This window comes from Dysosmobacter welbionis (assembly GCF_005121165.3).
GTDB classification, from domain to species: Bacteria; Bacillota; Clostridia; order Oscillospirales; family Oscillospiraceae; genus Oscillibacter; species Oscillibacter welbionis.
The window spans coordinates 1,463,855-1,479,172 of sequence record NZ_CP034413.3 but is presented as its reverse complement, the minus strand read 5'-3'; the positions used below and the strand labels follow the sequence as shown (position 1 = coordinate 1,479,172).

The following is a 15,318-nucleotide window of genomic DNA, read 5'->3' as shown; positions in this document are numbered from 1 at the left end:
GGGGATTTTTTCTCCTGCGCTCATGTCTCTGATGGATCTGAGAAAACCATCGTGCCCCAAACGACGCTTCCACACATCGGAGATATGGCTGAAGGCCGCAGCCATGAATGACAATTGAAGGAAGAGGTACAGGATTATGGATGGAACCAAATTCAACCGCAGGTTTTTGAAAATGCTTCTGAAGATGCAATGTGAGAAAGAAACGCTGGACTGTGTGATCCATGAGATGAGAGCTGTGCTGGGAGAGAAGATGCCGGAGGAAGATGCCGTGCGGGCGTATCTGAAAGACCCCGGCAAAAAAACAACCCTCACAGTGGGCCAGCAGGTCCTTGCCATGGACAAGCTGCTGGAAGACGCGGAGGTAAACTTCCACATGATTTGCGACATGGTGCGCTACCAGAACATGAAGGAAGCGGGGATGGTCCACTCTGTGGATGAGTTCCTGCAGCTCCTTCGTTCAGGCAGAACACAAAACGAGTAAAGGAGGTGCACAAGCATGAAGCTGTCGGAGTACAAAAGCTATGACGACCTGCCGCTGTTCCTCAACGCGGAGATGGTGGCGAAGGTGCTGGGCGTGTCTCCGTCATCCGGATACGAACTCCTGCATGAGGACGGCTTCCCGGTGCTGCGGGTAGGCAACCGTATGGTGGTGCCAAAAGACGCGTTCATCCGGTGGGTGGAGTCACACACAGGAGGTGGCGGATGAGAACACAGAACAACTACTTCACGATGCCCAACGAAGTGTTCCAGCTGGGACTCAGCGCTGGGGAGCTGGCGGTATACAGTTACCTGCGCCGCTGCGAGGATCGCAGGACACACCAGTGCTGGCCCAGCTACCGGACCATCGGCAGCGCGGTGGGCATGAGTGAAAACACGGTGCGAAAGTACGTACTGGCCCTGGAAGAGCGCGGCCTGATCGTCACCGAGCCCACAGACGTGCGGCTGAAAAGCGGACGGCGCCGAAACGGAAATCTCAAATACACCCTGCCGTCTATCCAGGAGGTATTGCGGGACTACTACGCCCGGCAGCGGAGTACGCTTGAGGCCCAGACAGAGCGGCAGCGGGTGCAGAAGATGCTGGCAGAGCAGCAGGCAGAAGACTCCCTGTGAGCCCCCTGTGAGGCCCTGTGTGGAGTGGCTTGGGACTCAGCAGGGTCCCAGCCCCTCCCGGGGATTTTGGACGAATTTGGGCCGGTTTCGAGGCTCTGCGGAGGACGAAAGAAAATGCTGGATAAAGAACAGGCGTCACAAGCGCCGCTCTGTTCGGTCATTTCTGCCCGTAGCGCGGGCAATTACGGGAGTTTCTGTGGCTTCAAAAATGGAGTCAATATCCGGGCCGTGATATCATCTCTGCGGTCGTTATCCCCCAACGCATACTCCCACAAAGAAAAAACAGGGGTCACACCCAGAAAGAAGACCATTATGGGAAAAAAAGAGAAGTTTCCCCTCTACCTGTCACCGGAGAAAAGACCATTCTGGAGCGCCGGTATCAGGAGGACAGGAGCCGGAGCATCACCGACTTCATTGAGCGGGCGGTGGACTTTTATCTGGACTACCTCAGCGCCAACAACGCTGGATTGTTTCTCCCTACCTCCATCAAGTCCTATCTGGACGGCCTGTTGGACCAGCTCGAAGGCCGGATGTCCTCTCTGCTGTACAAGCAAGCGGTGGAGCAGGATCTGGTGGCTGGTATCCTCGCCGACGCATATCAGTTCAGCGGCGAGGAGCTGCGCCGACGGCGGACGGAGAGCGTCCAAAATGTGCGGAAGACCAATGGCTGCATCTCGCTGGAGCAGCGGGTGCGGGAGACTTGGGAGGATGGGGATGAATGGCAAGACTGATCGTCAAAAGTCCGTATATCAAGTGCGGAGGTAACCAGGGCGCAGACGGTTACATGCGCTACATCGCGACACGGGAGCGGGTGGAGATCATCCCGGATGACCGTCCGCCAACCCGCAAGCAGGAGCAGCTCATCACAAAGCTGACAAAAGACTTCCCGGATGTGAAAGAGCTGCTGGAGTATGATGACTATGTACAGAAGCCTACAAAAGCCAATGCCTCGTCGCTCATCACCCTGGCGCTGGAGGAACACTGGAAGCAGGTGCAGCAGACGGATGGTTACATGAAATACATCGCAACACGTCCTCGTGCAGAACGACTGGGTGACCATGGCCTGTTCGGTGACGCGGATCGTGTGGACCTGGACACCGCCATATCGGAACTGGAGCACTACACCGGCAACGTCTGGACGTACATCCTCTCTCCGCACCGGGAGGACACCACACGCCTTGGCTGCGACAATGCCAAAGCATGGCGGAACCTGCTCCGCGTCAATCGCAATGGCATCGCCGCCGCCATGAACATTCAGCTGAACCACTTCCGCTGGTATGCCGCCTTCCGCGACGAGGGAAAGCATCCCCATATGCACATGATAGCGTGGTCAACACAGCCAGGAGAAGCGGACCTGACGTGGGATGGTTACCCGCAATATCAAATCCGCGCTCACCAATCAGATCTTCAAACAGGAGATGCTCCACACCTACGAACAAAAGTCGCAGTCCCGGGACGAGCTGGTGCGGGGAGCCCGCCGCATGATCCGGCAGCTTACGCAGGAGATGGCGCAAAGTCTCTGCGCGGCTCCTGAGATTGAGCAGAAGATGGAGCAGCTGGTCGGACAGTTGGAAACGGTCAAGGGCAAAAAGTCCTACGGATACCTTCCCGAGTCCGTGAAGAAAACTGTGGACGAGGCGGTGGACAAGCTGGAGGAACTGCTGGTGGTCCGTGAGTGTTATGACCAGTGGTGCATCCTCCAAAATGAGGTGGAGAACTACTGCCACGATAAGCCCAGAGAACGAAAAAAGCTGGCCCAGGAGAAAAAGTTTCGGCAGATCAAGAACGCTATCATCCAAGAGGCGGAGAATATCCGCCTGGGTGTGATGACATTCGAAGATGAAAAGGTGGAAGATCGAGACGAGTGGGTGGAAAATTGGGAGGTCTCCTACGAGTGCCTGCGGCTACGGGCCAAGATCGAAGACCGCAAGCTGCCGCTCGATCAGCGGGACGAGGCGGTGGGAGATCTGGAGTAGCTGGCAGAGTACGGCGATATCCATGCCAAATACTTCCTGGGACTGCTGTATCGGGACGGCGGGCTGCTCATCCCGGACGCTGAGAAAGTCAGGCATTGGCTGGAACAGGCGGCAAAACAGAATCTTCCGGACGCGCAATACCCCCTGGGCCACCGGCCTGATGACCACGAAGATCCGGAGATGGATCGTGTCAGCATGGGCGGCATGACCATGAAAGGATGGTGATTGTCCGCAATCTTTACGGAGTCCATTGATTATAGAGCACTCCCTTCACCAGATGGTGGGGAAATAAATCAACAAGACGAAGTATAACAAATAAAAACCTCTCCTACGGCTGGAGAGGAGAAATGATATCCAGTGAAAAAAGGAACATTCAAATCTTACGAAGATCTGCCGCTGATGCTCTCGGTTCCTGAGATGGGAGCGGCGCTGGGAATCTCCCGTGCCGGGGCTTATGAGTTGGCACGGTCCGAGGGTTTTCCCGCACTGAGGATCGGCACCCGCATTGTGATACCCAAGGACAAACTTCAGGAATGGGTAGACAAACAGACCGAAAAGATATGATATGAGGGCAATCGTTGATTTGCGGCGAGGCAATGTGGTAAAATACAACATACAAATCAAAGAAAGGGGTGTTCCTATGAAGGATATGTCGGCACAAAAGCAGGTCTGCTCAATAGGGACAGGCGGGGAGCCGGCGGAAGCCATGCGGGAACGCTCATGGGAATATGGGCTCCCACCTTACCTCCAGCATGATCTGGACGCATACAAAGAAGGCCTTGCGGAGGGGTCCTCTCTGCTGGACTGTCTGTGGGGAGAGCTGTACGGAAGCATCAACATCGCGGAGATCAACGATGGCGCGATCACACATGAACATGCCAATTATCTGCGTCAGAAGTTTCTGTGGGGTGAATGAAGTGCCTGATTTTACAAACTGCAAGCGTGTGCCCGGACGTGCTTATAACGGTGCCAACGGAAAGAAGATCGCAATCGAACATCAGGGCGAGCAATATATGCTGAAATTTCCTCCTTCCGGTCAGGGAAAGAGAACGGAGCTGTCCTACACGAATAGCTGTATCAGCGAACACATCGCCAGCACCATCTTCAACATGGTTGGGATCCCCGCGCAGGAAACCATCCTGGGAACGTATGATGTGGGGGGAAAGACGAAGATCGTCTGCGCCTGCAAAGATTTTACCGCAGACGGAAGTAAGCTGTTTGACTTCTGCTCCATCAAGAATACCGTCATCGATTCTGAATATGGCGGCACCGGAACGGAGCTGGAGGACATTCTGGATACCATTGAAAAACAGCAGTACGTGAATCCTGTGGAAGTGCTACAACACTTTTGGAATGTCTTTGTGGTGGATGCGCTTCTGGGGAATTTTGACCGACACAACGGAAACTGGGGATTCCTGTATCACGATGACACCCAGACCGCAACGCTGGCCCCAATCTATGATTGCGGCAGCTGTCTGCTGCCGCAGGCAGATGCCCAGGTGATGCGGGCGGTCTTGTCAAATCAGGATGAGCTGAATGCCCGGATTTACCGCTTCCCGACTTCTGCCATCAAACAGAATGACCGGAAAATCAACTACTATGATTTCTTGATGGCAACTGGAAACAAGGACTGCAATGCGGCGGTCATGCGCATGATGCCGCGATTCCATCTGGATAAGATGCTGGCTTTCATCAGAGAAGTTCCTTTTCTGGATGAACTGCAGCGGCAGTTTTACCAGACTTATCTGTCTGCCCGAATGGAAAGAATCATGGTCCCTGTGCATCGGCGGATTATGGAGCAACAGCAGCATCTATCACCGAGACTTCATATGTGAGTGTAAAGTTCAGGACCGCTTCCGAATTTTCGGAAGCGGTCCTGAATTTGCTAACAATTTGATAACTCTGCCCGGTTGGAGTAGCTATTGAGGTCAGGTCATAGTATTGTGTGTCGCTGATAGGAGGCGATTCATGATGCGTGACTATATGAAGGCCCTCTGCTGCAGGTTCGAGACGACATCCCGGAGGGCGGAGTATCTGGACAGGAAAGTCGAACGGACCTACAGGCAGCTCACCCGTCTGCTGGATGAGCCGGAGCGGAAACTGCTCCTGAAGATGGCGGATCTGGAAGACGCTCTGCGGGAGGAAGCGTGTCTCAACAGCTTCATCTCCGGTTACCGTCTGGCCCAGGGTATCCAACAGGAGCTGCTGGCAGACCCAGTCGCCGTACAACTTTGAAAACGAGGACGAACAACGGGCGTGTGAGCTGGCGAGAAAGGAGAGATGATGAATGGGGAAGAAACGCGCCAACAGCGAGGGCAGTATCCGCAAACGGAAAGATAGTAGATGGGAGGGATTCTACACGGCCTCCTATGACCCGGCGCCCGGGAAGCAGAAAATTAAGAATGTCCTGGGAAAGACTCAGGCGGAGATCAAGGAGAAACTGAAAAAGGCCATCGCGGACAGTCAGCGACTGGATATGAACCGTAGCGGCACCCACACGGTGAAAAGCTGGGTGACGATGTGGTACGAGGTCTATGCCGAGCCCCGGCTTCGGGAGAACACCAAGGACTACTATCTGAATTACATCAATAACCACATCATCCCCAACTGGGGGACATCAAGCTGGACAAGCTCACCACGATCCAGATCCAGAAGTTCTACAACGATCTCCAGAAGAACGGGCGGGTGCAGCGGTACCAGCACATCCAGCTGAAGAACAAGGGACTGAGCGTCCGGGTGGTCCATGGCATCCATACCTTGCTGAACAACTGCTTGGAGCAAGCTGTGGCGGAGCGGCTGATCCTGGTGAACCCCGCGAGAGGCCGCAAGCTGCCAAAGATGGAGAAGCGGGAGATGAAGGTACTGCCGGAAGAGAAGATCCGCCCCTATCTGATGGAAGCGGACAAGCGGGGACTGCTGGCACCCTTCTACCTGGAGCTGACCACAGGACTGCGGCGGGGAGAACTGCTGGCCCTCCTCTGGACGGACCTGGACGTGGAGAAGCGAACCATCTCCATCACGAAGCAGGTGACTCGCACCAAGGGAGAATTGGTGGTGAGCCAGCCCAAGACCCACAATTCCATCCGTGTCCTGCCGGTCTCGCAGCAGGCGGTGGAGCTGCTGGTGGAGGAGCACAAGAAGCACCCGGGAAATCCCTACATGTTCCCGTCGCCCAAGACGGGAGGAATGTTCGATCCGGATTCCTTCCGGCATACCCACGAGAAGATCCTGAAAGCCATCGGCACCGAGCATATTCGGTTTCACGATCTCCGGCACACCTTCGCAACGCTGTCTCTCAAGAATGGGGTGGATGTGAAGACCCTGTCCAGCACCCTGGGGCATTACAGCGCGGGCTTCACCCTCAGCACCTACACCCACGCCACGCCGGATATGATGCGAGAAGCAGCGGATACCATGGGCGATGTGATAGGGAAGGCAATATGAAAATACACCTTTGTGAGCACATACACTCACAAAGGTGCATTTTTAGAAATTAAAACGGCAATTCATCATCTTGAACAGAAGAGGCATCTTCTGTTTCCCACTGAATCAGGGTTTTAACCCGAGACATTGGCAATCGTAATAATTTATAATTATCATCAAATAGATCCAAATCAAGCGTAATTGTTTCTTTCATACCATCATGTACTCTGGTGTATCTCCAATATGACTCATCCGGAGCTGCAATATCATCGGAAAATCCAACTACTTGCAGAAATTCTTCCAACCCAGATTGGTCTAAAACAATAAAGGTGGAACTTTTCATACCCAACAGAGATCGAATATAGTAAATGGTATTGTTGGTTGTAAAAAAGGTTCCGTCCAAAACTGAAACATTCTTTCGGTTTCTTTATGAAAAGAAGATAGGAGGTCTTTAAATTGTTCAGTGGTTTCCTGTAAATCATAAGCTGTTTTAGCTTCTGTCAAAGAAGCATCCCTAGCCAAAAAGTTCTGAAATAATCCAGCAAATTGGCTTTTTAGGGAATTAACAATATCGGTTGTAGTTTCGAAAGATTCAATCGGGTTATTTTTAATTGCGAGACGCAGTTCCTCAATAAACTGATGAATTTTAATGTTATCCGCATATGCGGGCCTAAAGGTGCCCGAATCCTTGTTTTGCATGTATGTCCGGTTTTCTATATATACATCTTTAGCGATGAAAATATAAATTTTCTTTTTATTCTTGATAGCTGTGCGAAGTTCCTCCATGGTGATTGAAAAATCGCCTGTGGAAGCCTGAGTCCCAAAATGATTTCCAATAATACAGATTACAATATCGCAAGTGGTCAATTCACTATAACAACTATTTTCAATAGTGTCTGTTTGCGTATAAGCTACACCGCCCCTATCATGCATAACTGGCGTATACCCAAGTGATCTAATAAAATCTCCGATATCATTCCGGACATGCTTCAAATCATAATATGTTGAACTAATAAAAACACGCGGCGCAGCCATGATGGATACTCCTCTCTGTTTTTGAAATTATTTTTAGTATAACATTTCGACTTGTTATCTACAAGAAACTTTTGCGCAGAAAGTCCGATTTTAGAACATAAAACAACAAAATACGACACCACTAGGCAAAATCATTTCGCCCGGAGCTGTGTCCCTTCTGAAACTATCCCCGAATTGGTCAGTGTATTGGTCGGAGAAAAAGTAGAAAATTTGGAGAAAACTTTTAGAGCCTGAGGCAAAAGAAAAGTTCCTGATTTCTTGCGAAATCAGGAACTTTTTGGTGGAGACTACTGGACTCGAACCAGTGACCTCCTGCGTGTGAAATATAGTATTATACTTTCTCAAAACATTGTAGAATGGTTAAACCGAGTAATTTCAAGGAAAATCGAAACTTAAATCGAGGAAAATTTTTAAAAACTTTTTTCGGTTACTAACAAATTTCTAACAATTTTCGACTGCCTGTATCAATTCATCTGCGTCTGTATGCACATAGATATTTGCTGTGGTACTGTAATCCGCATGGCCCAGGATTTTTTGCAAGGTCTCCGGAGCCATTCCCTGTTTTCTTGCCCAGCTGGCATAGGTGTGCCGGGTGCAATGCGGGTTTTTCTGCGGAATGCCCAGTTTCTTCAACAGAGGGTAGTAATCCCGTTTGCGGTAGTTTTCCGGGCGGCGCTGGCCGGTATATCCAGACAGGAGTAGTGGCCCGGTTGCCTGTTGGGCGAAATAGGCAAAATAGCCGCGCCCTTCTAGACGGATAGGAATGATGCGATTGCGTCCGGCCTCTGTTTTTTCTCCGCCTATAACATAGGCACCGTGGTAGTCCGCAAGAGGCAGTGAGAACAACTCCCCAATACGCATACCTGTATAAATCAGCATAAGAACGATTTTTGCCGTTTCGCTGTTATCAGCTTCCAGTTTTGCGATTTCTTGGTCTGTAAAGATGTCTTTTTCTTTTTTGACGTTTTCCGGGAGCCGGACGAATTTGGCAAAGTTGGTGGTGCAGATTTCCTCCCGGATGGCCCATTGTGACATCTGCGTAATCAACTGCTTGTACTTTGACACGGTGGAGTGCGATTTCTGCATGTGTGGGTCTAGGGCCAACTGAAAATCTGCTGTGCGGAGGTCCCTGAATTTCTTCTCGTGGAGCGGGGTAAACACAGCAAAGGCCCGATTGTATCCCTCAATTCCTTTTTCGCCGATCTCCTGATAATGCTCAGCTTTCCACACCTCAAATACCTCGGCAAATGTCATGTTGTACCGCTCAGACAAGTCCCGACCAGACAGTTTTTCCAGAGCCTCTGTAGCGTCTGTTTTGCGCTCATAATACCCGATGATTACTTTATTTTTGGCAGCTACCCAAGGACGGCGCCGCCGGCCGGACAGCTTATAAACTGTTCCGGTGCCATTCGCACGTTTCAAGGCCTTCCGTGGGGGAGTGCCAGTCTGTTTCTTTCCGCAGGCAGGACAGTATGTCGCCCCTTTAGGCAACTCCGCTTTGCAACGTATACAGTTCAAAAAGACACCCCCTTATAAGTACGCCGCCAGGGGAGACCTGACGGCGGTTTTTTATGCTTCCCAATGATACCCGCAATTTTGGCAAACACACACAGATTTTTGCTTTTGTTTCAGTTTTTGTTTTTTGGGCGCAAAAATTTTTACAATTAAAGCGGGAAGTGTAAACACAAGCCATTTAATAAAAATCCACCACCAACCAATGCAAATCCACCATATAATCCCGTGATGTTTGTCTACTAACTGCGTTTCGGTTACCATTTGAACGCTGACGTTTTCGCTTCCACATTTAGGGCATTGCATAGTTTTCCCTCTCTCTAAAAAATTTTATTTTTGTTGCACGCTTCTGTGCAATTTCGACACAACGTTAAGCATATATTGTAAACAAAAAGGAGGAATGTCGGATGAACCTTGAAAAAGACCTGATCCAGATTATCAGCAAAAGCACAAACAAGGAGGCCGCTATTCTGACTGCGATGGAAGTAATCCACGCTGAACTAGAACGGCTTTTATCTGAGCCAGAATTCCCGCTTTCAGATCATCAGGCAACAAGCGGAAAATCTGAATAAGTTCTTCTTCCATCCCGTCTACCTTTTCGGTGGGCGGGATTTCTTTTTGCCCAGTCAGAAAAGAAACTTCAACTCCGAACAAATCTGCAATTCTTTGGATGGTCGTTTCTGCTGGAACAGTTTTCTCGTTTCTCCATTGGGAGACCGCTGATGCTGTTACGTCAGCCTTTTCATAAAATTCTGCTTTTGTCATTTTTCGCTCTTTACGGAGCCTATCAATCTGAGCGAGAAAATAAATAATGTCCATAAAGTCCCTTTCAAAATCACTTAATAAAATTAAGAATAAGGGCTTGACATTAAGAGGCCAATGCTATATACTTAATATTGTTAAGTGATTAAGCCACAAAAAACCAGGCCCACTTAATATTGGGCTTGCACCGTTTTCTATTGTCCTGACAATCCAATATTAAGCGGTGCAGCCCAAGATGTCAAGTAATATTAAGCGTTTTGGGGGTGAAATTTTGAGATTTAAGGAATGCAGGGAAAAAGCGGGTCTTTCACAAAGGGAAGTTGGGGACAGACTTGGTATTTCCGATTCTGCTGTTTGCCTTTGGGAGAGAGAACAGGGCGGATCACTTCCTAGAGCTAGTATGCTCCCTGCAATCGCAAAGCTCTACGGCGTCACCGTAGACAAGCTTCTTTCGGATCAGGGCGAAGGGTGAGGGGAGGTGAGAGAGATGGACAATCAGCAGATATTAGAGACGCTCGAAAAGCAGCTGCAACTACTTTCCGAGCGTTCCAAGAAGTGCATATCAGATAGCGACTTGGTAGCACTTTCTAATGCAATGCTTAGCATTAGTCAGTTGCTTTTAAATCCTTGAACCATCCAGATTTAGCTTTAATTCGGTGGTCTTTAAGGATTTCATAGTACGCTTCTTGATACATAGTATGAATTTCTGACGGTGTTTTTTCTCTAAGGTCTTGATTTTGCAGATAAAGCATCGCAAGTGCCTCTGCATAGCTATCAGGAAACGTCTTGAGAGTTTCATTAGACATAAGGCTCACCCCCTTTCTCCCCTCATCCTATCACATTCAGGGAGAAAGGACAATAAAGATGCCCCCGCCAGTGCTAGCGACACCGACGAGGGCTGCGGAACCTATTGAGTAGACCAACAGGCCCGCGAGGTTATTATACACGCCTCCGGGTCAAATGACAAGGAGGTTTTTATGAACGAAAAAGACAGCATCAAAGACCTGGAAGCCCAGGCGCGCAACACCAAACATCTGATGGACAAGCTTAACCGGGCGGCCTACGGCATGACCTTTGACGAGGCTCTGCGCCTTCGCCCGTCAGACCCGAACAGCAACCACGACCATCAAGAAAAGGAGGACCCGAATGTCTGAGTCAAGATACTACCGCGACAACCTCGCGGACATTCTAGAATTCACCGAAGGGCGGCACCTGCTGTCCCTGGAGGATGTCCGGCGATTCACCGGCATCAAGAAATACAGCACTTTGAAGAACCGCTTCCCCTTCAACGGCTCCAAAATCTCCGCCGCCACCCTGGCCCGGAGTCTTTCGGAGGTGTCGAAATGATCCTTCAAATCATCGTTCTGACCGCTGGAGCCATCTCCCTGACAAACGGTCTCTTCTGGATACTGGACAGACTGGAGGGCCACAGATGAACATTGGAGACAAGCTGTGCCTGGAACCCACCATCCCCACCAGCGCCTTTGTGACCGCAAGGACAGGCCCGCATCCCTGCCGGGTAGTCTCCATCAACGAGCGGCACCATCATTTCACCGTGGAGTTCGATTTCCCCGAAGGCAGCTTCCGGGAGACCTACAAGGAGGAATAACGCATGGACGAACAAGAGTTGAAAAATATTTTGGACAAGCACTTTAAATGGCTACGAGGCGAAAATGGCGGAAAACGGGCCAACCTGTTCGGGGCCAACCTGTCCAGGGCCGACCTGTCCGGGGCCAACCTGTCCAGGGCCAACCTGTTCGGGGCCAACCTGTTCGGGGCCAACCTGTCCAGGGCCGACCTGTCCGGGGCCGACCTGTCCGGGGCCAACCTGTCCAGGGCCAACCTGTTCGGGGCCAACCTGTCCAGGGCCGACCTGTCCAGGGCCGACCTGTCCAGGGCCGACCTGTTCGGGGCCAACCTGTTCGGGGCCAACCTGTTCGGGGCCAACCTGTTCGGGGCCAACCTGTCCAGGGCCGACCTGTCCGGGGCCGACCTGTCCGGGGCCGACCTGTCCGGGGCCAACCTGTCCAGGGCCAACCTGTTCGGGGCCAACCTGTCCAGGGCCGACCTGTCCGGGGCCGACCTGTCCGGGGCCAACCTGTCCAGGGCCAACCTGTTCGGGGCCAACCTGTCCAGGGCCGACCTGTCCAGGGCCGACTACATTGAAAAGGCAAAAAATTTATTTTATCCCATTGCCTGCCCGGAAATCGGCGCTTTTGTCGGCTGGAAAAAGGCAAGGGTCAAAACCAGCGGTCATGAGTGCATTGTAAAGCTGGAAATTACCGAAGATGCCGTGCGCAGTTCCGGAACAGGCCGGAAGTGCCGCTGCTCAAAGGCAACCGTTTTGGAGATTCAGGATTTAGAGGGGATTGTATTGGAGCAGGTCGCCGTCAGTGATAGAGATGAGAACTTCCATTACATTCCCGGAACTGTGGTCTCCGTTTCGGATTTCGACGAAAACCGCTGGAACGAGTGCAGCACGGGCATCCATTTCTATATTACCCGAGAAGAAGCGGTGAGGCATATCCTATGAAAAAGCTGACCCGCGAAGAGCGGCGGCGCCGGAGCCAGAGGCGGCAGCTGATTACATATCTCCTATTTCTGATCTTGCTGCTGGCGTGGCTGGGAAGCTACCTGATTATGACGGTGAAAGCAGATCGGCCCGCCATGCACAAGCCGGAGCCCGCCACGCAGGACGGCAGCCTACCCGGCGACGATACCCCGGCCCTGGTCCGCTGTTATCTCACCGAAGAGGAGCAGGAGGCCGCGGAAAACGAGCTGATCGAGGCGGCGCTGCTGTCCCATGCCGTCCGCCTGGATGATGTCACCGTCACCCACTACTGCACCTGCTCCCGCTGCTGCGGCAAGTCCGACGGCATCACCGCCAGCGGCAGAAGGGCCACGCCCGGCGTCTCTGTGGCCGTGGACCCGTCCATCATCCCATTGGGTTCTGATGTCCTGGTGGACTACGGAGACGGAGAACTCCACTATTACCGGGCGGACGATACCGGAAGCGCCGTGAAAGGCGCCCACATCGACCTCTGCATGGAGAGCCACGAGGCCGCCATCCAGGCCGGAGTCCGTACCGCTACAATCTATTTCATCGAGGAGGGAGCTATTTGACAAGAGAAAAACGTATCAAGGCATTCACGATGCGGATCGACGGCCACAACTGGCAGGAGATCGCCCGGGAAATCGGATACGCGGACTGCACCATCAAGAATGACCTATCGGCCTGCATCCGAATCCCGCCCCGGCCCCCGTCCGTGCTGTATCCGGTCATCCGAAGGTACATTGTAGAAAACTATGGCGGCGTGGTCAAGAGCTTCATTCAGGACGTGGGCAGCGTCTCATACGCCCAGGCATACCAGATGCTCTCCGGGCGGTTGGCTGCCTCCAAGCCATTCCGGGACAGTGTGGCTCGTCTCATGGGTATTCCCGCGGAAGATGCGTTCCGGATCGGGGGCGAGTCATGAAGCACTGCCAAATCTGCAATGCCTACTTTGACGCCCCTATGGTCCGGGAGGGCACGGACCCCACCGTATTCCCCGGCTACCGCTACCGGGAGGAGCTGTGTCCCGTCTGCGGCCAGTCCTATATCGAGGACGCCGCCGTCTGCCCCATCTGCAAAGACTATATGCCCGCTGGGGTCATCCTCTGCAAATCCTGCCGCCGCTCCCTTCTATCCCGTTTCCGGGGCTTCGCCGACACTCTCCGGGAAGAGGAAGAGGACCAGCTGGACGAGTGGCTGGACGGCCGCAGCATCAAGGAAAGGAGCGAGTTCCGGTGATCCAGTTTGATGAAAAGTCCCATACCTATACCCTGGACGGCGTGGAACTCCCCAGCGTTACCCACATCTGCCGCTTTCTGGCATACGACTACAAATCGGATAAGCCGTGGCTGGCGGAGACCGCCGCCCGCCGGGGGACCGCCGTCCATGAAGCCTGCGCCCTGATCGACTATGGCGAGACACCGGAGGAAACGCCGGAGATCGCCGGGTATCTGAAAGCCTACCGCCGCTTCCTGAAAGACTACCGCCCGGACTGGGAGCTGATCGAGCACCCCATGGGGAATCTGGAATTTGGTTACGCAGGAACGCTGGACCGATACGGGACGCTCTATGATGGCCGCAGCTGTATCCTGGACATCAAGACTGGCCAACTCCACGGCCCATCTCTCCGGGCCCAGCTGACAGCCTACCAAGAATTGATGCCCCCATGGCATAGTACCCCGGATTATCTCTATGCTCTGAAACTCTCCAAGGATGGGACCTATGAGCTCACGGAAGTCCGCTATGACCTGGAACTGCTGAAAATCTGTCTGTTCATGAATCAGGCAGTGGAAAGGAAGAACCACGCATGAGTGAAGAAATAATGCTCTACAGCTATAACGCCGCGCCCCTGACGGTGCAGCGCAAGCCCCATACCGGGGACTATGAAATCTCCGTGTTTGGCTGCCAGCCGGAGACCCTACGCCGTGGCATCGACTTCGGCGTGATCCGCAAGAAGAACGGGGAGGCCATGACGAAGCACCCCACCCTGTTCAAGGCAGGCGCCGAAAAAGTTGCTGTAGCCTACGGCCTCTGCCAGCGATACCACATGGAGAGCAAGATCGAAAACCAGGAGACTGGATTCTTCTTCTATGCCGTCCGCTGTGACCTGGTGAAGATCGTGGATGGCAAAGAGTACATCATTACCAGCTCCTACGGCTCCGCCAACACCCGGGAGGGCCGCACCGGCAGCCAGTCCCCCTACGACGGCGCCAACAGCGCCCTGAAGATGGCACAGAAGCGGGCCCTGGTGTCCGCCGCCCTGTCCCTGGGATGCATGTCCGACAGCTTCACTCAGGACATTGAGAGCGACACAGAGGATGCCGGGGCCTACTTCGCGGACAAAGACCCGGAAAAGCCCATTACCCCCGCCCAGGTCAAGTTCTTCTACACCTGCGCCAGCCGCCACGGATTTACCAAACAGGAGGCCAAGGACTTCCTGCGCTCCCACGGCTACGACAGCGCCAGCAAGATCAAGTCCGGCGACTTCGACGCCCTGGTGGACGCTCTGCAAAAGGAGGACTCCTGATGTTTATCAATGGCATTACGGACTATGACCGCAGCGGCAACGAGGTCAAGACCGGACTCGTCATCGCAAAGGCCACCTGTGACGGCGATATCCGCATCACCAGCAACGGCAAGGAGGTCGGCTCCATCTCCGTCCGGGCCTATGGCCGCAAGGACGGAACCGCCGCTTTCCTGACTGTCAAGGGCTGGGGGCATCTGGCCCGCCAGCTGTCCGTTATGGTGAAGGGCGACCGGGTCATCGCCGCCGGGCGGCTGGAGAGCCGGGAGTACAACGGCAAAACCTATACAGACCTGATAGCGGACTATGTGTGGCCCACAGAAAAGGAGTCCCACTTCCCCATCCAGAGCGGCGGCGTCAATGTCTCAGCCGCAGACTTCGCCGAGATCGGCGAAGAGGACGGCAAACTGCCGTTTTAAGGCGGG

The 15,318-nt window shown here is 53.0% G+C and carries 28 protein-coding genes and 1 pseudogene; 23 read left to right on the top strand and 6 right to left on the bottom strand.

Annotated elements, in window-relative coordinates; all coding sequences use genetic code 11:
* The first annotated feature begins 136 nt into the window (after positions 1 to 136).
* The 12 genes and pseudogenes from EIO64_RS08015 to EIO64_RS07965 all read left to right on the top strand — a co-directional run bounded on the left by EIO64_RS08015 (position 137) and on the right by EIO64_RS07965 (position 6,530).
* Positions 137 to 481 carry a hypothetical protein gene (locus EIO64_RS08015; RefSeq protein WP_021750604.1) on the top strand — a complete coding sequence of 115 codons (345 nt, stop codon included), beginning with the start codon at positions 137 to 139 and terminating at the stop codon, positions 479 to 481.
* 15 nt (positions 482 to 496) lie between these two features.
* Positions 497 to 706 carry a helix-turn-helix domain-containing protein gene (locus EIO64_RS08010; RefSeq protein ID WP_021750603.1) on the top strand — a complete coding sequence of 70 codons (210 nt, stop codon included), beginning with the start codon at positions 497 to 499 and terminating at the stop codon, positions 704 to 706.
* Positions 703 to 1,110, top strand: coding sequence for a helix-turn-helix domain-containing protein (locus EIO64_RS08005; protein WP_021750602.1), 408 nt, complete (start codon positions 703 to 705; stop codon positions 1,108 to 1,110). The genes EIO64_RS08010 and EIO64_RS08005 overlap by 4 nt, the downstream gene beginning before the upstream one ends.
* A gap of 425 nt (positions 1,111 to 1,535) precedes the next feature.
* Positions 1,536 to 1,841, top strand: a complete 306-nt coding sequence (locus EIO64_RS08000) for a hypothetical protein (protein ID WP_249390852.1) — start codon at positions 1,536 to 1,538, stop codon at positions 1,839 to 1,841.
* Positions 1,829 to 2,644: a MobP3 family relaxase gene (gene mobP3, locus EIO64_RS18775; protein ID WP_025543661.1), complete on the top strand. Its 816-nt coding sequence runs from the start codon at positions 1,829 to 1,831 to the stop codon at positions 2,642 to 2,644. The genes EIO64_RS08000 and mobP3 overlap by 13 nt, the downstream gene beginning before the upstream one ends.
* Positions 2,529 to 3,086, top strand: coding sequence for a relaxase MobL (gene mobL, locus EIO64_RS18770; protein ID WP_256264647.1), 558 nt, complete (start codon positions 2,529 to 2,531; stop codon positions 3,084 to 3,086). Before mobP3 ends, mobL begins: the two co-directional genes overlap by 116 nt.
* Positions 3,087 to 3,443: 357 nt before the next feature.
* Positions 3,444 to 3,650, top strand: a complete 207-nt coding sequence (locus tag EIO64_RS07990) for a helix-turn-helix domain-containing protein (protein ID WP_025543663.1) — start codon at positions 3,444 to 3,446, stop codon at positions 3,648 to 3,650.
* Between the two features lie 142 nt (positions 3,651 to 3,792).
* Positions 3,793 to 4,002: a hypothetical protein gene (locus EIO64_RS07985; protein WP_025543664.1), complete on the top strand. Its 210-nt coding sequence runs from the start codon at positions 3,793 to 3,795 to the stop codon at positions 4,000 to 4,002.
* Positions 4,003 to 4,099: 97 nt separating this feature from the next.
* A complete protein-coding gene (locus tag EIO64_RS07980) occupies positions 4,100 to 4,921 on the top strand; it encodes a HipA domain-containing protein (protein ID WP_249390851.1) in 822 nt (273 codons plus the stop codon).
* 133 nt (positions 4,922 to 5,054) lie between these two features.
* A complete protein-coding gene (locus tag EIO64_RS07975) occupies positions 5,055 to 5,321 on the top strand; it encodes a DUF6809 family protein (RefSeq protein WP_119311680.1) in 267 nt (88 codons plus the stop codon).
* Between the two features lie 52 nt (positions 5,322 to 5,373).
* A pseudogene (locus tag EIO64_RS07970) lies at positions 5,374 to 5,696 on the top strand (tyrosine-type recombinase/integrase); the annotation flags it as partial.
* Positions 5,697 to 5,771: 75 nt separating this feature from the next.
* Positions 5,772 to 6,530, top strand: coding sequence for a tyrosine-type recombinase/integrase (locus EIO64_RS07965; protein WP_249390849.1), 759 nt, complete (start codon positions 5,772 to 5,774; stop codon positions 6,528 to 6,530).
* A gap of 49 nt (positions 6,531 to 6,579) precedes the next feature.
* On the opposite strand, the gene EIO64_RS07960 is transcribed toward EIO64_RS07965, so the two are convergent.
* The 5 genes from EIO64_RS07960 to EIO64_RS07940 form a co-directional block, all read right to left on the bottom strand.
* Complete coding sequence (locus tag EIO64_RS07960; protein ID WP_207754071.1) at positions 6,580 to 6,813, bottom strand: hypothetical protein; 234 nt, start codon at positions 6,811 to 6,813, stop codon at positions 6,580 to 6,582.
* Between the two features lie 35 nt (positions 6,814 to 6,848).
* Positions 6,849 to 7,544: a DUF4062 domain-containing protein gene (locus EIO64_RS07955; protein WP_136891148.1), complete on the bottom strand. Its 696-nt coding sequence runs from the start codon at positions 7,542 to 7,544 to the stop codon at positions 6,849 to 6,851.
* A 441-nt stretch (positions 7,545 to 7,985) separates the two neighbouring features.
* Positions 7,986 to 8,966 (bottom strand): tyrosine-type recombinase/integrase, encoded by a 981-nt coding sequence (locus tag EIO64_RS07950; protein ID WP_136891147.1) that lies wholly within the window; start codon positions 8,964 to 8,966, stop codon positions 7,986 to 7,988.
* A gap of 147 nt (positions 8,967 to 9,113) precedes the next feature.
* The gene (locus EIO64_RS07945) at positions 9,114 to 9,320 is read right to left on the bottom strand and encodes a hypothetical protein (protein ID WP_249390848.1); all 207 of its coding nucleotides are present in this window, start codon (positions 9,318 to 9,320) and stop codon (positions 9,114 to 9,116) included.
* Positions 9,321 to 9,521: 201 nt separating this feature from the next.
* Positions 9,522 to 9,875, bottom strand: a complete 354-nt coding sequence (locus EIO64_RS07940; protein ID WP_136891145.1) for a helix-turn-helix domain-containing protein — start codon at positions 9,873 to 9,875, stop codon at positions 9,522 to 9,524.
* Positions 9,876 to 10,053: 178 nt separating this feature from the next.
* Between EIO64_RS07940 and EIO64_RS19195 the strand changes: the two genes are divergently transcribed.
* Complete coding sequence (locus EIO64_RS19195) at positions 10,054 to 10,290, top strand: helix-turn-helix domain-containing protein (RefSeq protein WP_136891144.1); 237 nt, start codon at positions 10,054 to 10,056, stop codon at positions 10,288 to 10,290.
* A 133-nt stretch (positions 10,291 to 10,423) separates the two neighbouring features.
* Here EIO64_RS19195 and EIO64_RS07935 read toward each other — a convergent pair whose 3' ends face one another.
* Positions 10,424 to 10,624, bottom strand: a complete 201-nt coding sequence (locus EIO64_RS07935; protein WP_136891143.1) for a hypothetical protein — start codon at positions 10,622 to 10,624, stop codon at positions 10,424 to 10,426.
* Positions 10,625 to 10,795: 171 nt separating this feature from the next.
* Between EIO64_RS07935 and EIO64_RS07930 the strand changes: the two genes are divergently transcribed.
* The 10 genes from EIO64_RS07930 (at position 10,796) to EIO64_RS07885 (ending at position 15,312) form a co-directional block, all read left to right on the top strand.
* Positions 10,796 to 10,972 carry a hypothetical protein gene (locus EIO64_RS07930; RefSeq protein WP_158629733.1) on the top strand — a complete coding sequence of 59 codons (177 nt, stop codon included), beginning with the start codon at positions 10,796 to 10,798 and terminating at the stop codon, positions 10,970 to 10,972.
* On the top strand, positions 10,965 to 11,165 hold the full coding sequence (locus EIO64_RS07925) for a hypothetical protein (protein ID WP_136891142.1): 201 nt from the start codon (positions 10,965 to 10,967) through the stop codon (positions 11,163 to 11,165). Before EIO64_RS07930 ends, EIO64_RS07925 begins: the two co-directional genes overlap by 8 nt.
* Before the next feature lie 85 nt (positions 11,166 to 11,250).
* On the top strand, positions 11,251 to 11,427 hold the full coding sequence (locus tag EIO64_RS07920; RefSeq protein WP_158629732.1) for a hypothetical protein: 177 nt from the start codon (positions 11,251 to 11,253) through the stop codon (positions 11,425 to 11,427).
* Between the two features lie 3 nt (positions 11,428 to 11,430).
* Positions 11,431 to 12,351, top strand: coding sequence for a pentapeptide repeat-containing protein (locus EIO64_RS07915; protein ID WP_136891141.1), 921 nt, complete (start codon positions 11,431 to 11,433; stop codon positions 12,349 to 12,351).
* The gene (locus tag EIO64_RS18765) at positions 12,348 to 12,941 is read left to right on the top strand and encodes a 3D domain-containing protein (RefSeq protein WP_136891140.1); all 594 of its coding nucleotides are present in this window, start codon (positions 12,348 to 12,350) and stop codon (positions 12,939 to 12,941) included. The genes EIO64_RS07915 and EIO64_RS18765 overlap by 4 nt, the downstream gene beginning before the upstream one ends.
* Complete coding sequence (locus EIO64_RS07905) at positions 12,938 to 13,294, top strand: hypothetical protein (RefSeq protein ID WP_136891139.1); 357 nt, start codon at positions 12,938 to 12,940, stop codon at positions 13,292 to 13,294. Before EIO64_RS18765 ends, EIO64_RS07905 begins: the two co-directional genes overlap by 4 nt.
* On the top strand, positions 13,291 to 13,608 hold the full coding sequence (locus tag EIO64_RS07900) for a hypothetical protein (protein WP_136891138.1): 318 nt from the start codon (positions 13,291 to 13,293) through the stop codon (positions 13,606 to 13,608). The genes EIO64_RS07905 and EIO64_RS07900 overlap by 4 nt, the downstream gene beginning before the upstream one ends.
* Positions 13,605 to 14,180, top strand: a complete 576-nt coding sequence (locus EIO64_RS07895; protein WP_136891137.1) for a metallophosphoesterase family protein — start codon at positions 13,605 to 13,607, stop codon at positions 14,178 to 14,180. Before EIO64_RS07900 ends, EIO64_RS07895 begins: the two co-directional genes overlap by 4 nt.
* Positions 14,177 to 14,896, top strand: coding sequence for a hypothetical protein (locus tag EIO64_RS07890; RefSeq protein ID WP_136891136.1), 720 nt, complete (start codon positions 14,177 to 14,179; stop codon positions 14,894 to 14,896). The genes EIO64_RS07895 and EIO64_RS07890 overlap by 4 nt, the downstream gene beginning before the upstream one ends.
* Entirely contained in the window at positions 14,896 to 15,312 is a 417-nt protein-coding gene (locus EIO64_RS07885) for a single-stranded DNA-binding protein (RefSeq protein ID WP_136891135.1), read from the top strand. The genes EIO64_RS07890 and EIO64_RS07885 overlap by 1 nt, the downstream gene beginning before the upstream one ends.
* Positions 15,313 to 15,318 lie beyond the last annotated feature (6 nt).

Coding starts and splice junctions, on each gene's coding strand:
- EIO64_RS07930 (WP_158629733.1), top strand. CDS start 10,796: ATGAACGAAAAAGACAGCATCAAAGACCTGGAAGCCCAGGCGCGCAAC.
- EIO64_RS19195 (WP_136891144.1), top strand. CDS start 10,054: ATGTCAAGTAATATTAAGCGTTTTGGGGGTGAAATTTTGAGATTTAAG.
- EIO64_RS07915 (WP_136891141.1), top strand. CDS start 11,431: ATGGACGAACAAGAGTTGAAAAATATTTTGGACAAGCACTTTAAATGG.
- EIO64_RS07985 (WP_025543664.1), top strand. CDS start 3,793: ATGCGGGAACGCTCATGGGAATATGGGCTCCCACCTTACCTCCAGCAT.
- EIO64_RS08015 (WP_021750604.1), top strand. CDS start 137: ATGGATGGAACCAAATTCAACCGCAGGTTTTTGAAAATGCTTCTGAAG.
- EIO64_RS07920 (WP_158629732.1), top strand. CDS start 11,251: ATGAACATTGGAGACAAGCTGTGCCTGGAACCCACCATCCCCACCAGC.
- EIO64_RS07955 (WP_136891148.1), bottom strand. CDS start 7,544: ATGGCTGCGCCGCGTGTTTTTATTAGTTCAACATATTATGATTTGAAG.
- EIO64_RS08010 (WP_021750603.1), top strand. CDS start 497: ATGAAGCTGTCGGAGTACAAAAGCTATGACGACCTGCCGCTGTTCCTC.
- EIO64_RS07890 (WP_136891136.1), top strand. CDS start 14,177: ATGAGTGAAGAAATAATGCTCTACAGCTATAACGCCGCGCCCCTGACG.
- EIO64_RS07980 (WP_249390851.1), top strand. CDS start 4,100: ATGCTGAAATTTCCTCCTTCCGGTCAGGGAAAGAGAACGGAGCTGTCC.
- EIO64_RS07940 (WP_136891145.1), bottom strand. CDS start 9,875: ATGGACATTATTTATTTTCTCGCTCAGATTGATAGGCTCCGTAAAGAG.
- EIO64_RS07975 (WP_119311680.1), top strand. CDS start 5,055: ATGATGCGTGACTATATGAAGGCCCTCTGCTGCAGGTTCGAGACGACA.
- EIO64_RS07935 (WP_136891143.1), bottom strand. CDS start 10,624: ATGTCTAATGAAACTCTCAAGACGTTTCCTGATAGCTATGCAGAGGCA.
- mobP3 (WP_025543661.1), top strand. CDS start 1,829: ATGGCAAGACTGATCGTCAAAAGTCCGTATATCAAGTGCGGAGGTAAC.
- mobL (WP_256264647.1), top strand. CDS start 2,529: ATGCTCCACACCTACGAACAAAAGTCGCAGTCCCGGGACGAGCTGGTG.
- EIO64_RS18765 (WP_136891140.1), top strand. CDS start 12,348: ATGAAAAAGCTGACCCGCGAAGAGCGGCGGCGCCGGAGCCAGAGGCGG.
- EIO64_RS08005 (WP_021750602.1), top strand. CDS start 703: ATGAGAACACAGAACAACTACTTCACGATGCCCAACGAAGTGTTCCAG.
- EIO64_RS07885 (WP_136891135.1), top strand. CDS start 14,896: ATGTTTATCAATGGCATTACGGACTATGACCGCAGCGGCAACGAGGTC.
- EIO64_RS07945 (WP_249390848.1), bottom strand. CDS start 9,320: ATGGTAACCGAAACGCAGTTAGTAGACAAACATCACGGGATTATATGG.
- EIO64_RS07925 (WP_136891142.1), top strand. CDS start 10,965: ATGTCTGAGTCAAGATACTACCGCGACAACCTCGCGGACATTCTAGAA.
- EIO64_RS07900 (WP_136891138.1), top strand. CDS start 13,291: ATGAAGCACTGCCAAATCTGCAATGCCTACTTTGACGCCCCTATGGTC.